This is a genomic window from Hoyosella subflava DQS3-9A1 (genome assembly GCF_000214175.1).
GTDB lineage: Bacteria > Actinomycetota > Actinomycetes > Mycobacteriales > Mycobacteriaceae > Hoyosella > Hoyosella subflava.
In genome coordinates, this window is record NC_015564.1 from 2998053 (window position 1) to 3011700 (window position 13648).

General features: G+C 62.6%; 15 protein-coding genes. 2 read left to right on the forward strand and 13 right to left on the reverse strand.

The genetic code is table 11. The annotated features are described in order from the left end of the window. The first annotated feature begins 263 nt into the window (after positions 1 to 263). Together AS9A_RS14110 and AS9A_RS14115 are read left to right on the forward strand one after the other, a co-directional pair. Positions 264 to 530, forward strand: coding sequence for an antitoxin (locus AS9A_RS14110; protein ID WP_013807731.1), 267 nt, complete (start codon positions 264 to 266; stop codon positions 528 to 530). A 102-nt stretch (positions 531 to 632) separates the two neighbouring features. Then, the gene (locus AS9A_RS14115; RefSeq protein ID WP_013807732.1) at positions 633 to 1607 is read left to right on the forward strand and encodes a S1C family serine protease; all 975 of its coding nucleotides are present in this window, start codon (positions 633 to 635) and stop codon (positions 1605 to 1607) included. A 13-nt stretch (positions 1608 to 1620) separates the two neighbouring features. Here AS9A_RS14115 and tenA read toward each other — a convergent pair whose 3' ends face one another. The 13 genes from tenA to AS9A_RS14180 form a co-directional block, all read right to left on the reverse strand. After that, positions 1621 to 2292, reverse strand: a complete 672-nt coding sequence (gene tenA, locus AS9A_RS14120) for a thiaminase II (protein ID WP_013807733.1) — start codon at positions 2290 to 2292, stop codon at positions 1621 to 1623. An 8-nt stretch (positions 2293 to 2300) separates the two neighbouring features. After that, positions 2301 to 3689, reverse strand: a complete 1389-nt coding sequence (locus tag AS9A_RS14125; RefSeq protein ID WP_013807734.1) for an NAD-dependent malic enzyme — start codon at positions 3687 to 3689, stop codon at positions 2301 to 2303. A gap of 87 nt (positions 3690 to 3776) precedes the next feature. Further along, a complete protein-coding gene (locus AS9A_RS14130; RefSeq protein WP_013807735.1) occupies positions 3777 to 4523 on the reverse strand; it encodes a uracil-DNA glycosylase in 747 nt (248 codons plus the stop codon). 19 nt (positions 4524 to 4542) lie between these two features. After that, positions 4543 to 5634: a Glu/Leu/Phe/Val family dehydrogenase gene (locus AS9A_RS14135; RefSeq protein ID WP_013807736.1), complete on the reverse strand. Its 1092-nt coding sequence runs from the start codon at positions 5632 to 5634 to the stop codon at positions 4543 to 4545. A 140-nt stretch (positions 5635 to 5774) separates the two neighbouring features. Beyond that, positions 5775 to 6872 (reverse strand): methyltransferase, encoded by a 1098-nt coding sequence (locus AS9A_RS14140; RefSeq protein ID WP_013807737.1) that lies wholly within the window; start codon positions 6870 to 6872, stop codon positions 5775 to 5777. 98 nt (positions 6873 to 6970) lie between these two features. Beyond that, positions 6971 to 8320, reverse strand: a complete 1350-nt coding sequence (locus AS9A_RS14145; RefSeq protein ID WP_013807738.1) for an MFS transporter — start codon at positions 8318 to 8320, stop codon at positions 6971 to 6973. 168 nt (positions 8321 to 8488) lie between these two features. Further along, entirely contained in the window at positions 8489 to 9199 is a 711-nt protein-coding gene (locus AS9A_RS14150) for an alpha/beta fold hydrolase (RefSeq protein WP_041451100.1), read from the reverse strand. After that, positions 9200 to 9613 carry a DUF952 domain-containing protein gene (locus tag AS9A_RS14155; protein WP_013807740.1) on the reverse strand — a complete coding sequence of 138 codons (414 nt, stop codon included), beginning with the start codon at positions 9611 to 9613 and terminating at the stop codon, positions 9200 to 9202. A gap of 9 nt (positions 9614 to 9622) precedes the next feature. Beyond that, positions 9623 to 10105, reverse strand: a complete 483-nt coding sequence (locus AS9A_RS14160; RefSeq protein WP_013807741.1) for a DedA family protein — start codon at positions 10103 to 10105, stop codon at positions 9623 to 9625. A gap of 75 nt (positions 10106 to 10180) precedes the next feature. Beyond that, positions 10181 to 11740, reverse strand: coding sequence for an alpha/beta hydrolase (locus AS9A_RS14165; RefSeq protein ID WP_013807742.1), 1560 nt, complete (start codon positions 11738 to 11740; stop codon positions 10181 to 10183). Between the two features lie 258 nt (positions 11741 to 11998). Next, the gene (locus AS9A_RS14170; RefSeq protein WP_041451101.1) at positions 11999 to 12616 is read right to left on the reverse strand and encodes an IMPACT family protein; all 618 of its coding nucleotides are present in this window, start codon (positions 12614 to 12616) and stop codon (positions 11999 to 12001) included. 116 nt (positions 12617 to 12732) lie between these two features. Beyond that, positions 12733 to 13062, reverse strand: a complete 330-nt coding sequence (locus tag AS9A_RS14175; RefSeq protein WP_013807744.1) for an ArsR/SmtB family transcription factor — start codon at positions 13060 to 13062, stop codon at positions 12733 to 12735. A gap of 4 nt (positions 13063 to 13066) precedes the next feature. Then, positions 13067 to 13537 carry an SRPBCC family protein gene (locus AS9A_RS14180; protein ID WP_013807745.1) on the reverse strand — a complete coding sequence of 157 codons (471 nt, stop codon included), beginning with the start codon at positions 13535 to 13537 and terminating at the stop codon, positions 13067 to 13069. Between the last annotated feature and the right edge of the window lie 111 nt (positions 13538 to 13648).

Consider the following 13648-nt stretch of genomic DNA (forward strand, 5'->3'; position numbering starts at 1 on the left):
AGACGCCTGTCTAACGCTGACACCAATCTACGCTTGACAAAATTGAATGTCATGTAAATGCGAAATGTTGTTAGAAATCTCCGCGGAACCGTTGGTTAACGGCGAAATACGCGCTGTCACCAAATGGGCGCAACCACTTCATCAACTGCTAATTTTGCCGTAACGGCCGAGCTCAGCCCGAGCAACAATCCGTAAGTACCGTGGGCTTCGGGTCAGTCCGGAAGCCATTTCCGGCGCGCACTGCACCCCTCGAGGAGGTAGCAATGGTACTGACAGACTTGTTCAACAAAGCCAAGGGACTCGTTCAGAAGAACCCAGAGAGGGTCCGGACGGTCATCGAGCGTGTCGAGGAGACAGTCGACAAGACGACTGGCGGCAAGTACAGCGAGAAAATCCATCAAGCTGCGGACACCGTTGAGGAGCGGCTAGGGGTCGCTGTCGTCGCAGAAGACGCTCCCGCAGAGGCTCCCGCAACGAAGTCACAAGCAGCCGGTGACGAGCCGGTCAGCGAAGAATCAGAAGTCAAGTAGTAGAGGGCATGCGACCCGCGCGCTCAGCACTGCACACTGGTTTCGCCCATGGCGATTATTGTGGCGAAATCGCCGGACCGAGCGCACTGTTGGGTATCAGATGTGAATTCAGCAGCGCGCGAGGTCGTCATGCCATTCGATCCCCTCCCACAGCGTTCTGGGCCCAGCCAGCGCCCACTGGACGCGTATTCGCAGATCGTCGTGGCCGTCGCGCGCACGCTCACGCCCCATGTCGCAAGCATTAGTCTCCGTCACGGCGGAGGATCCGCGGTCGCGTTCACTGACGACGGTTTCCTGCTCACCAATGCGCACGTCATCGGACGGGAGTCGCGTGGCAAAGCAGTCTCCGCGGATGGCACAGAGCAGCAATTCGACGTCGTCGGCGCTGACAGACTTTCCGACCTGGCCGTCATTCGGACGCGTGGCGCTGGCCCGCCCGCAGCGGTGCTGGGAGATGCCGACGCACTGGTTGTCGGTGAACTGGTCGTCGCTGTGGGCAGTCCGCTCGGCCTCTCCGGTTCCGTCACGGCAGGCGTCGTCAGCGCGCTCGGCCGGTCCCTCCCCGCTCGCGACGGGCGCGCTACGCGCGTTATCGAAGATGTGATCCAGACCGATGCCGCGCTCAACCCTGGCAACTCCGGAGGTGCACTAGCGAACGCGGCGGGTGAGGTGGTCGGCATCAATACCGCTGTCGCCGGCATCGGCCTTGGTATGGCTGTGCCGATCAATTCAACGACACAGCGCATCATCAGCACCCTTCTTGGTGAGGGCAGGGTGCGTCGCGCCTACCTCGGGATCATTGGCTCACCGACACCCGTCCCTTCGCCACTCGCGGAACGCATTGGCCGCAGTAAAGCGCTGCGGCTCGTCGAAGTACTGTCCGGCGGCCCCGCGGACACCGCCGGTCTGAAGCGTGGTGACCTGCTGCTCACAGTCGCGCGTGAGCCCGTCAGCAGCGCGCAGGACATTCAGCGACAGTTGTTCGGTGAGGCAATTGGTCTCGCGTTACCCGTTACCGTCCTGCGTGGCGACGCAATGGTGGACGTGATTGCCGTCCCAACGGAGCTCACCACCTGAAACCCCGTTTCCCCTAGTGGGCGGGCCACTCCTGGCGGGTCCAGGCCATTTCCCAGAACGCCAGTTCGTAACGACTGCTGATCATGAAGGCATTTCTGACCCGTTCCCTCGCCGCGCCCGAAAGCTCTGCACCAATCTCATTGGTCAATTCACGAAGCCACGCCACAAGGTCGGTGAACTCGCGGGACGAATACATGCTGATCCACTTCGCATACCCTTGGTTCTGCGGCAAACCGGTCTCCGCCAGCCGAGTCCCGATTTCGCTGAAACCCCACATGCACGGCAGCAGAGCAGCGAGAAGCTCAGCGAAATCACCCACGGCCGCGCTGCGAAGCAGGAAATCTGTGTAGCCCTGTGTAGTTGGAGCCCTTTCCTCACGTTCCAGTTCTGCCTCAGTGATACCGAGTTCCGTGCAGTAGGAGCGGTGCAGGTCCATTTCGACGTTCAAGGTCTCGTGAAGCAATTCCGCGAAGCGTCTCATCGTCTCGAGATCAGGGGCCCGTGCAGCTGCGAGTGCGCACAAACGCGAATATTCGATGAGGAACAAGTAGTCCTGACGGATCCAGAGGCGAAAGGCAGCCGCGTCCAAAGAGCCGTCGCCGAGACCTCGAACAAAGGGGTGATTGTGCTGGGCTTGCCAAATGCCGTCTGCTGCTGAGCGCAGCGCGTCGCTGAGAGGAATCATGCAGCCCCTCACTGTCCCTGTTTTTGGGCCGCCGTTTTCACCGCGTCGGCCACAGCCGGTGCCACAGCGGTATCGAAAACGCTGGGGACGATGTAGGAAGGGTTAAGGCGGTCGCCTACGACGTCGGCGATGGCCTCAGCGGCGGCCAGCATCATGGGTTCGTCGATATCCGTGGCGTGCGCATCCAGGAGGCCGCGGAAGACGCCCGGGAAGGCGAGGACGTTGTTGATCTGGTTCGGGTAATCGCTGCGTCCGGTCGCCACCACAGCGGCGTGCTGGTGCGCATCTACCGGATCGATTTCGGGGTCGGGGTTCGCGAGGGCGAACACGATCGCATTGTCCGCCATGGTCGCTACCTGTTCTGCACCAAACAGATTCGGCGCAGAGACGCCGATGAAGACGTCCGCCCCGACTAGCGCATCGTGCAAGGTTCCCGTCATGTGGTGTTTGTTGGTGTTGTCAGCGAGCCAGCGCAGATTGTCGTCCTTGTTATCGCGGGCGGGGTGAACGATGCCGTCGATATCCACCGCGATGATGTCAGCCGGTTCTTGCAGCAGAAGCAACCGCATGATGGCCGATCCTGCAGCGCCCGCACCACTGACGACAATCCTGCAATCCGTCATCTTCTTGTCGACCACCCGCAGGGCGTTGCGGAGCGCCGCCGTGACACAAATCGCGGTGCCATGCTGGTCGTCGTGGAACACCGGGATGTCGAGCATCTGACGCAGCCGCGATTCGATTTCGAAGCAGCGCGGAGCGGCGATGTCTTCGAGGTTAATTCCCGCATAGACGGGTGCCAGCACCTGCACAACGCGGATGATCTCCTCCGTGTCTTGGGTGTCGAGGCACACTGGCCATGCATCTACGCCCGCGAACTTCTTGAAGAGCGCGGCTTTTCCTTCCATCACTGGAAGCGCAGCGGCCGGACCGATATTTCCTAGCCCGAGCACCGCGGAACCGTCCGTCACGACAGCGACCGTGTTGCGTTTGATGGTGAGCCGCCGTGCATCCTCAGGATTCTTCGCGATCGCCTGGCAGACACGCGCCACACCTGGCGTGTAGGCGCGGGACAGATCGTCACGGTTACGCAGACTGACCTTCGGTGTGACTTCGAGTTTGCCGCCGAGGTGCACAAGGAAGGTTCGGTCGGAGACTTTTCGCACCTGGACATCGGGCAGCGAATCCAGCGCCGCGGTGACATCTTCAGCATGGTCTGAGGACAACACGTTCACAGTGATGTCGACGACGATCGCGTCAGCGGTCGAATCGACGATGTCGAACGCGGTGAGCACCCCGCCGGCTCCGCCGACCACTGTGGTGAGATCACCTGCGGCACTGACCGATGGGGGTGATTCAAGCCGAACAGTTATCGAGTATCCAGGACCAGGAACCGGCATCGGGAACCCCCACGTCGATAGTTTGTGATCTAGCTCACAACCACGATAGCGTGGGATGACTCCCCTGTCTGGGCCTTCTGGGCACCGCTAATCGATTTCAGCCAGCCTCCTAGCGCGCCGCAGGACGGTGTCAATCATGTCCGGCGTCAAACGCCCAGTGAACGTGTTGTGCTGGCTGGGGTGGTAGCAGCCAACAAGAGTGAGTCGGCGTCCATCTGGGTGGGCAACTTGCGCGTCGGCGCCATGACCGAACCGGGGCCGCGGGCGGGGAATCTGCCAGCCCGTTCCCGCCAGATTCGCGAGCAGTGCCTGCCACCCGAAACCACCCAGCACCACCGCGACCCGCAGAGTTGGTGCCAGGAGGTCCACTTCCCGCGCGAGAAATGGAGCGCAGCGATTCCGCTCCTCTGGTGTGGGTTTGTTCTCCGGCGGCGCACAGTGGACTGGCGCGACGAGACGCACTCCTGTCAGCACCATCCCATCACCCGAGTGGGTTGACGAGGGCTGATTGGCGAACCCGGTCCGGTGCAGAGCGGCGTAAAGCACATCGCCGCTCTGATCACCGGTGAACATGCGCCCGGTCCGGTTGCCGCCGTGCGCTGCCGGGGCGAGCCCGACAACGATCACAGCGGCCTCCGAGTCGCCGAAGCTGGGGACCGCACGCGACCAGTATGTCCAGTCCGTGAAACTCTTACGCTTGTCGCGGCCGACCTTCTCGCGCCATTCCACCAGCCGCGGGCACGCGCGACATCGTACGACCACGTCGTCGACGGCGCGCAGTGTGCCCGCGCTTTCCGCACGGCGCGGCCAGTCCGGTTCGTCGGAGGCAGCCATGCCTCGATCGTACGGTCGCCTAGTGAGCGGCGAGTTCCGCTGCCCGGGGCCAGTAACCAGCGCCTGCCGCGTGCATCATCCGTCGCTCAGCGATCTGGTCCGCAGCCGTCGCTGCCGGAACACCCTCTGCGGCGGCCAAGGTGAAAACTTCCTTCGTAGTGTGGAAGATCGTGCTTACCTTGCGCTTTGCCCGGTCGAAATCGAATCCGTGCAGCTCATCTTCCACCATCACGACACCCCCCGCGTTCACGAGGTAGTCGGGTGCATAGAGGATGCCCCGTGCCGCGAGTACATCTTCAATCCCCGCATGCGCAAGCTGATTGTTCGCGGCCCCACACACGATCTTCGCGGTCAAGACGGTCACAGTGTCGTCGTTGAGCGCACCACCCAGCGCGCACGGCGCATAAATATCCAGGCCGGACGTGATGAGGGCAGCGGTGTCGTCGGCGACAGACACCTCAGGGTGCGCCTGCTTGACGCGGTCGATTGCCGCGGGACTGACGTCGGTGATGATGACTTTCGCTTTCTCATGCAGGAGGTAGTCAACGAGCAGACGCCCGACCTTGCCCACGCCCGCCACTCCGACGCGGCGCCCAGCAAGCGAAGCGTTACCCCACAGGTATTCCGCGCTCGCGCGCATACCCTGGTAGACGCCATACGATGTCATGACCGACGAATCCCCGGATCCACCGTGCTGAGGCGAGCGGCCCGTCACAAAACGGGTTTGCTCGCCGATGATGTCCATATCCTGAACGTAGGTGCCCACATCACACGCGGTGATGTACCGTCCCCCAAGTGATTCCACGAACCGCCCGTACGCACGGAGCAACGTCTCAGTTTTGTGCCGCTGCGGGTCGCCGATGATCACAGCCTTGCCGCCGCCGAGCGGAAGCCCAGCGAGCGCGTTCTTGTAGGCCATGCCCTTCGACAGATTCAGTACGTCGGTCAGCGCGTCGTCTTCAGACGAGTACGGGTAGAACCGCGTACCGCCGAGCGCGGGACCGAGCGCCGTGGAGTAAATCGCGATGATCGCCTTCAAACCGGATTCCGCGTCATTACAGAAAATGACCTGCTCATGACCGGTCTGGCGTTCGAACACACCTCGAGTCACTGTAGTGCCTCCATTTTGTCTGGACGATCGCGTGCTTGTGGCTGCGATCGCGCATAGTTGTATAACGGCTCACACTGTCTATGATCCGCCTTTTGCAGTGTGACAGCTATCACGCCGGAAGTCTCTACTTGACTTTCAGCTCATCGCGCAATCGCCTCGATCAGTGACGCGGGTCCGATCGTGGGAACTACCCGGCTCAGTTTGAGCCCGGCGTGTTCGAGCAGATCGGAATACTGGCCGACGGTTCGTTCTCGTCCGCCTGTCTGGATGAGCATTTCGAGGTTCAGCCACTTGCTGACGTGCTCACCGTTTCCTTCTGGAATGACAGCTTCGATCAGCAGAACCCGCCCCTCGTCGGGCATCGCGGCGCGCACATTGCGCAGGATCTCAATGGCCTGTTCTTCCGGCCAGTCATGCACGATGTTCTTCAGAACGTACGCATCACCGTCAGCAGGAACCGACTCGAAGAACGAGCCTCCGACAGCCTCCGTGCGGTCGGCGACACCTGCGTCGACGAACAAGTCACATGCGCCTGGCAGCACCGGTGGCAGCTCGAAGAGAACCCCCCGCGAGTCTGGCGACTGCTGCAAAATCGCGGCAAGCAGACGTCCATGACCTCCGCCCACATCAACGATCGTGCGATATTTCGTGAAGTCGTAGGCAGCGAGGACAGGTCCGATCACCATTTCGGACGTGACCGTCATCGCGTCGTTGAAGACCTGCGCGACTTCCTCATTCTCCTCGAAGAAGTCGAATGCGCTCAGTCCTCTGAGCTGCTCGAGACTCGACTTTCCCGTCTGCACCGAATACAACAGGCCACCCCAGTGTTCCCAGTGCGCAGGATGCCCAATCATGAGAACAAGCGGACGAACCGAATCCGCTGCATCGGAGCGCAGCGACTGTCCCATCGCGGTCAGTTCAAAACGGCCGTCGCCGCCCTCGCGGAAGACCGACTTCGCGGCAAGCGCGCGCAACAGTCGGTGCGTTCCATCGGAGTCAGCGCCGACCTTCTCCGCAATCTCTTCAGCGGTGAGCGGTCCGCCCGCAAGTGCGTCCGGGATACCGAGTTTGGTAGCGGTGTACACCGCCTGCGTGACCCAACTTCCGGTCGCCAGTTCAAGGACATTTACCGGCGAAGGTGCGATGAGCTGGGTGAGCTTTGTCAGCGCACTCCGGACAAGCTCGACAGCCCGCACGACTCGAACAGGAGGGAACCATCGCACTGCAGCTAGGTCCACAAATACCTCCTTATCGGCGCGGGCACCACCTCCATTATGTGGGGCGAATTGCTCTGTGCGGGCGATCTTCCGGAGGAAGCGCTATCAGGTCACTGTCTTCAGCCACGGCCCGCTCGGTAGGCCATCTGCCGCTCCCGGCGCCAACTCGAGACCACGAGTAGCAACACCGCCGTGACAACCCCCGTGGCCGCCATGACGATGAAGGCCCCCGTGAAGCCCCATAGTTCGGAGGCAGTCAGCACCACCAATGGCGCCGCCGCACCACCCAGGTGCCCCACACCATCAGTCACCGCCACCCCGGTAGCGCGGAACTGAGGCGGGAACTGTTCGGCCGTGTAGGTGTAGAGGAGTGGGACCAGGAAGCCGATAGTCGCAGAGGCGACGAACCCGAAGAACATCACCGACGCGGCGCCGTGGATGAGGCCGATAGCAAGCAGCGCGGCCGCCCACGCCGCCGCGCCCACAGCGGTGGTCATACGCCGATCGAACCGGTCCGCGAGGCCAGTCGCGAGCAGCGCCCCCGCCACGAAACCGGTTCCGGTGACGATCAGGAAAGTGAGACTCGACGTCAGGCTGAAACCGTGGTTGGTTAGCAGTGTGGGCGCGAGGGTGAGCCATCCATAATTGCCGACGTAGTACACCGCCCAGATCACCGTGAACAGAACCATCAGCCACACGTAGGGCGGGCGCAGCAACCCTGCTCGCTCTTCTTTCACTACGGTGGCCGGGAGCGGTTCCGGCAGGTCCCGCCCCGTAACAGCCCGGGCCCGTTCCTCGGCCCGCGCGATGGCCTGCTCAGCTTCATCGACGCGGCCGCGCACCAGCAGCCAGCGCGCGGACGCCGGCATCTCCCGGCGCAGCACCGCGATCGTCAGGCCCCCTGCCGCACCGATGACGAAAAGCACCCGCCAGCCTGCGTCGAACGCGGGGATCAAGAATCGTCCGATCACTGGGACCAGGGCGAAGCCCGCGAACGCCATCACGCCAACGATGCACGTCACGCGTCCGCGCAGCTTCTCGGGGGCGAGCTCACCCACGTAGGTGGTGACGGCCGCGATCTCCGCCCCAATACCCATACCGGCGATGAATCGGAAAGCAATCAGCCACGCGATCCCGGGACTCGCGGCAGCAGCGAGCGTGCCGAACGTGAATAGGCACACCGAGATCATCATGCTGGCGCGCCGACCGCGGGTGTCCGCGATGCGGCTGTCGATGAAAGCGCCGAGAATGTAGCCAATGAGACTGCTGGTGACTGCGAGGGCAGCAACTCTGCTGGAGACGCCGAACTGCTCACTGATGACGGGCAGAGCGAGCCCGATCGTTACGACGTCGAAGTAGGCGAAGAAGTATCCAGCACCGATCACGATCAGTAGCCGGTTGCCATAAGGCCAGACAGGAATGCGGTCGAGCCGCGCGATCAGCGCATCCTCCCGCCCAGGGGCTGCCATGCGATAACGCTACTCCCGTGATGAGACTCGCCGGACAGTATTGCGTTTTTCCACCATGTACCGAACGTACGAAACGGGATGGGAGTTGCACGTTTGGTACAGGGGTCAGGCAGCGCCCTACCCCTAGCTGACGTTTCCAGAGTTACGTGTGCGACGCAGCCGCGGGATTCAGCGGGGCGGACTGTCGAGTTCACTCGCGTAGCTCAGCAGCCTCGCAGCCAGATCGTGTGGCTTGGCCAGCGCTGACAGGTGGCCTGAGTCGATTATCTCCGGCTCGATTCCCAGCCTGTCCCGGCTGATCTTCTGCATGAACGGGAGCGGGAACAGCCGGTCATAGCGCGCCGCAATGACTTTGGTGGGAATGCTCGGCCACTCCGGCCCCACCCAGGCGGTCGTGAACGGCGTTTCCGACTGATTCCGCATGTGCTCAGCACTGGCTTTCACGACCTCGGCGGGCACGTCATGAAGAAACAGCTCGAACGGATCGAAGGCAGCGTCGGGATCACGGCCTTCCTCGACTGCGTAAGCCGTCTGTGCCGCTTCCTGCCCCGTGTTACCCCACCACGCGCCACCAGTCTCACCTGGCGCCGGGATCATGGCGCCAACGAGAACTAGCATCGAAGTGGGCACGCGTTCCGCGGTCATGACAGCGGTGAACGCACCCATCGACTGGCCGACAATGATGAGCGGCCGTCCCGGTGCATCAGCAACGGCGCGCGCGGCAACGTCGGTGTACTCCGGAAACCCCGCAGAATCATCGTCCACGGGCAGGTCAGGAGCTACGATGCTGTGGCCGCGCGCCTCAAGGAGGGGGGCAACCCGGTGCCAATACCACGAATCCGAACCCGCGCCGGTCAGTAGCAAGAAAGTGGCCAACACTCACTCCATTTCAGAATCGGCGGCGCGATCCGCAAGGTGGTGTGTTTCATCGAGCGGCGGCCGCGCCTCGAATCCCACAAACTCGCCAGTCAGATCCCGGCGTGCATACATCGCCGAAACCACCGCGCTGTTCTCGATCGGGCCGTACACGTGCGGGAACAACACGTCGCTCGCGACTCCTGGCGGCGGCGCGGGCGCGGCAGCCTCATACCGGATCTCCGCTGACACCGCTTCCGGATCGATGACAAGCACCACGAAGTCACCCGGGTGACCGCGATAGAAATGATTCGCTACCGCAGTAAGCGTCGCTTCGTCGCTGGTGCAGTGTATGAAGCCCTCGGTCGCGAGGGAGCCGGGGCGGATCCAGGCGCCGGAGTGGGCACGCCACGCTGCCAGCGGCATCAAGTGCAGCATTTGCTCCTCCTACACCTCGTGAGGCGCTACGGCACGCTGCTTGCGGCGCCAGACGATAATCCCGATCAGGCCCGCGATGGCGGCGAGCGCACCGACGGCAAGCAGCGGCGACTGCGTAAACACCGACACCCAGGCTGCCATCACTGCGAGACCCCCGAAAGTGTAGATCGCCGCCCACATCAGGCAGCCCGCGAACATTGCGATCAAGTAGCGGACAAAGCGCATGCGCATCGCCCCGGCGGTCAGGTTGATCGCCGTTTGCACACCGATCGTGAGGAACGAAACCGTCACTGCGGGCGGACCGTACCGGTTGATCGCCGCTTCAGCCCGCTCCAGTTTGTCGCCGAGCCGATCACCCAGCCTGGAGCGGTGAACACCCGCACCGAGTCCCCGGCCTATCCAGTAGGTGGCCTGAGCCCGCAGAAAAACGATGCCGAGCAGCGCGAAGTAAACGACGACCACCGACCGTCCTTCAAGGAACGTGTACTCCATACCTCGTCCCTTCGCCGGTGAACATCTGTCATCGGACGAGATTACTCAACATCGCCACGTCTATGCAGGCTCCCCTTACAGCAGCGGCGTGCGGATCGGAGCTTCAGGCGCCGTAACAACGTCGGTGGTGCCGGTGCGAAGGTATTCGACGACAGCCGCATCGACGACCGCATTACCTTTGGCGAACGCGCCATGATCACCGCCATCGACACTGATCAAATGCGATCCCATCCGCTCCGACATGCTCAGGCCGCCGGTGTAGGGAGTTTGCGGATCCTGGCGCGACTGCAGCTGCAGCGGCTGGACGGCCAAGCCCTGGTTTGTGACGTCGACCGGGACAGTGACGGGAGGAGCACCAGCGCACGCCGCCCCGGAGCTGAACGTGTAACCGATGAGCTCGAACATGTCGCCGCTGAGGAAGTTGTGTGCGAGGAACGCCGGGTAGTCCCATGGGCGCGCGGCGACCTGGTTCTCGTTACACATGATGACGTTCTGCATCGCCTGGAACTGGAGAAGCTCGTTGATGATGACATCGTCCATCTCGAACGCCGCAGGGTCCGCGCCACCGTTGCGGATCGACTGCGCAACGAGTGGCCACATGTCGCGCTGGGGTGCAGCCTCACGAGTCAGCCCGTATACCGTCGACATCAGCTGCGACGGCGTGATGATGTTCGACAGCCAGCCTTCGAACTGGGTTCGCGCACCTTCGGTGAGGTTGATGCCCGCGATGTACTGCTCCGCGAAGTCGGTGAGCGCGGGCGGTACATCCCCGATCTGCGCGGCGGGCGGTGCCAGCGTGGGTGACGCACCCGCTTCCGCGGCGACGACCTCTGACCAGCGCTGGTACACCTGCATCGGGGTATCCCCCAGACCGTAGGTCTCGTCATTGTCGGCGATCCACTGCATCATCGCGTAAACGCGCTGCTTGTAGCCGTCGTTCTGCTGCCACAGAACTTCGTTCCACGCCCAGTCGGGGTCCATCGCGGAATCGAGGACCAGACGGTCGACGTGCTGCGGGAATAGCGTGGCGTACGTCGAACCCAGGAACGTGCCGTACGACAGTCCGAAAATGCTGATCCGCTCGTCGCCGAGTTTGCGGCGCACCTCTTCCCAGTCACGCGCGGTTGTTTCGGTGGTGATGGTGGCTGTGTATCCGGGGTCTTGCGCGTCGCACATCGCGCGTGTGGCACCGCCATAATTGATCGTGGCCGTCGTGATGTCGAGCGGCGGAGTGCATTCAAGGGCCGTGGCGAACGGAAGCCCCCGGGGTTGCACCCCGATCAGGTCCCATTCATTGCGCAGTTCTTGCGGCCAGCTAAACAGTTGGTTGTCTTCGAACATCGGGAGCGCACTGCCACCGGGTCCGCCGGGGTTGCCGAACAGGACCCCTCGTTTCGGGCCCTGTGCGGGAAGCTTGCTCACAGTCAGTTCAATCGTTGGCCCGTCTGGATTCGCGTAGTCGCGCGGCACTTCGACTTCTGCACATTGCGCGGTCTCGACGTAGCTTCCTTCAGGACACGGCCCCCAGTCCAGGTCGGCTGGTTCCGCGACCGCATGGCCGGGAAGCAACAGCGCCGTACCCGCTAGCAGACTCGCAGTAGCAACCGCCGTAGTTCCAGCCCGCACCGCACCCACGATCCAACCCCCATTTAATTACTCGTCGTTGCTATGGGGACCTTATCGGGTGCAAAGGCGATCCGCACGCTCGGAAGTCCTTACTGCGCAATAGATCCGAAAAGACCTGATTTCACTGGAACCGATCGGCGGTAAGCAGCGTCATCTATAGGTGGGCGCCGGACGTAAGGGCGTCAAGGGGAGGCGAGAACGCTGCGGTTAGTGGAAGGAGAGGGCCACTGCCGCAGCGCAATCGCCATACTCAAACCACGCGTGAACCTATTTCCAGATATGTCCAGCAGGGGCCAGCTCGCCGCGTCCCCCGGTGAGCTCGGCGACTATCGACGCGAGTTGTTCCGGCTCGTCGGACGTGAGAGTGAGGGTCGCTTGTTCCGCGTAGTCGACGTGGGACACATCGATCCCGCGGCCACGCAGCTCTGCTTCCAGCCGGCCGGCTTGGGCATGCTCGATGACGAGCAAGAACGTCTCGTACCGAGTCCTTGGTACGAGATTGGCGGCGTCGACTGCGGCGGCCACGGCACCAGAGTAGGCCCGGACCAGTCCGCCCGCCCCCAGCTTCACTCCACCGAAATACCTGCTCACCACGGCTGCGACATTAACCAGGTCGCGTGCTTTGAGAACCTGCAACATGGGGATACCCGCCGTGCCACCCGGCTCCCCATCGTCGCTGGATCGCTCGACTCGATACTCCCCGTCATCGCCGATGATGCAGGCGAAGCAGTGATGCCGCGCGCTGGAGTGCTCAGCGCGCGCATCCGACACCAGGCGCATCGCGGCGTCTACATCGTCCGCGCGGCGTAACTCGGCGATGAATCTGGAACGCTTGATTTCAGTCTCGACGCGAGGTCGGTCACCGCTGGCCAGCGAATACAGCATCGCGATGAGTCTAGACGGCAACGGCTCTCATCTCACCACACACCCGTTCGCCCGACCACACACCCGCTGCATCGGGGACCTGGTCAGGAGAGACGGTGTGCCGTGGAACCAATGCGTCACTCCGGGCGGTCTCCGGATTCCGCGATCGACTTGATCCGCGCGAGTCGCTGATCCCAGCTGTCGGCGATCCGCTGGAGATCCCGGCCCAGCGTACTGATCCGAGATCCCAACGGGCTGTATATCATCTCGCGCCCGCGCTTCTCGGCTTCGGCGAGCCCAGCCGTGCGCAGAATTTCGAGATGCTTGACGATCGCCTGGCGGCTGATGGGGAACTCACCGGCTAGCGTGGATGCGGATGCTGGCGCCTCGCCGAGGCGTACCAGGATGTTCCACCTGGTCTCATCGCCCAGCGCCGCGAACGCCGGTGCGAAGGTTGACGACGGCATCCGCTCATCCCCGCCCGGCTGCTCGTTCTGCGGTTGCTGGTTCCCGCACCGAAGGAGTCAGGTACGAACGCGCAGCGGCGAGTTCAGTTTCCCAGCCTTCTGTGTTGTCGTCGATCTTCCTGCGACGCTCCTCTTCAGAGACCGTGAGTGTGGAGAAGCCGCTTTCGGCCACGCGAAGCGACACGCTTCCGTCGTTGCGCTCGTCGATCCAGAACTCGACGAGCGTCGAGCCAGCGTCCCCGCCGAGCCACCGGAACGCGGCATATCTGGGCTCTACAAGCTCTACGGTCTGAAACGAGAATGCCCCATGAACCGGGTCGTGGACGACGCTCACGTCGCCGTTCTGGTCGATTTGATGCTCGACAATGACGCCGTCGTTGATGAACCAGCCGGGTTCTGAAATCAGCGTCCAGACACGGCTGGCCGGGGCCGCGATATCAATCTGACGTTCGATGCGGTCAAGGTCAGTGTTCATCTTTCCTCCGATGCGATTGGTTGCTGCAACTAGATGGTTGCACACTATCGCATTAGGCGCAACCATCTAGTTGCACTTATGGAGTTGGCTGCCTTTAACCACGATGGCTCT

Bases quoted from the DNA above. Each gene is read 5' to 3' on its own strand.
- AS9A_RS14110 (WP_013807731.1), top strand. From the start codon at position 264: ATGGTACTGACAGACTTGTTCAACAAAGCCAAGGGACTCGTTCAGAAG.
- tenA (WP_013807733.1), bottom strand. From the start codon at position 2,292: ATGATTCCTCTCAGCGACGCGCTGCGCTCAGCAGCAGACGGCATTTGG.
- AS9A_RS14125 (WP_013807734.1), bottom strand. From the start codon at position 3,689: ATGCCGGTTCCTGGTCCTGGATACTCGATAACTGTTCGGCTTGAATCA.
- AS9A_RS14130 (WP_013807735.1), bottom strand. From the start codon at position 4,523: ATGGCTGCCTCCGACGAACCGGACTGGCCGCGCCGTGCGGAAAGCGCG.
- AS9A_RS14145 (WP_013807738.1), bottom strand. From the start codon at position 8,320: ATGGCAGCCCCTGGGCGGGAGGATGCGCTGATCGCGCGGCTCGACCGC.
- AS9A_RS14155 (WP_013807740.1), bottom strand. From the start codon at position 9,613: ATGCTGCACTTGATGCCGCTGGCAGCGTGGCGTGCCCACTCCGGCGCC.
- AS9A_RS14160 (WP_013807741.1), bottom strand. From the start codon at position 10,105: ATGGAGTACACGTTCCTTGAAGGACGGTCGGTGGTCGTCGTTTACTTC.
- AS9A_RS14170 (WP_041451101.1), bottom strand. From the start codon at position 12,616: ATGCTGTATTCGCTGGCCAGCGGTGACCGACCTCGCGTCGAGACTGAA.
- AS9A_RS14175 (WP_013807744.1), bottom strand. From the start codon at position 13,062: ATGCCGTCGTCAACCTTCGCACCGGCGTTCGCGGCGCTGGGCGATGAG.
- AS9A_RS14180 (WP_013807745.1), bottom strand. From the start codon at position 13,537: ATGAACACTGACCTTGACCGCATCGAACGTCAGATTGATATCGCGGCC.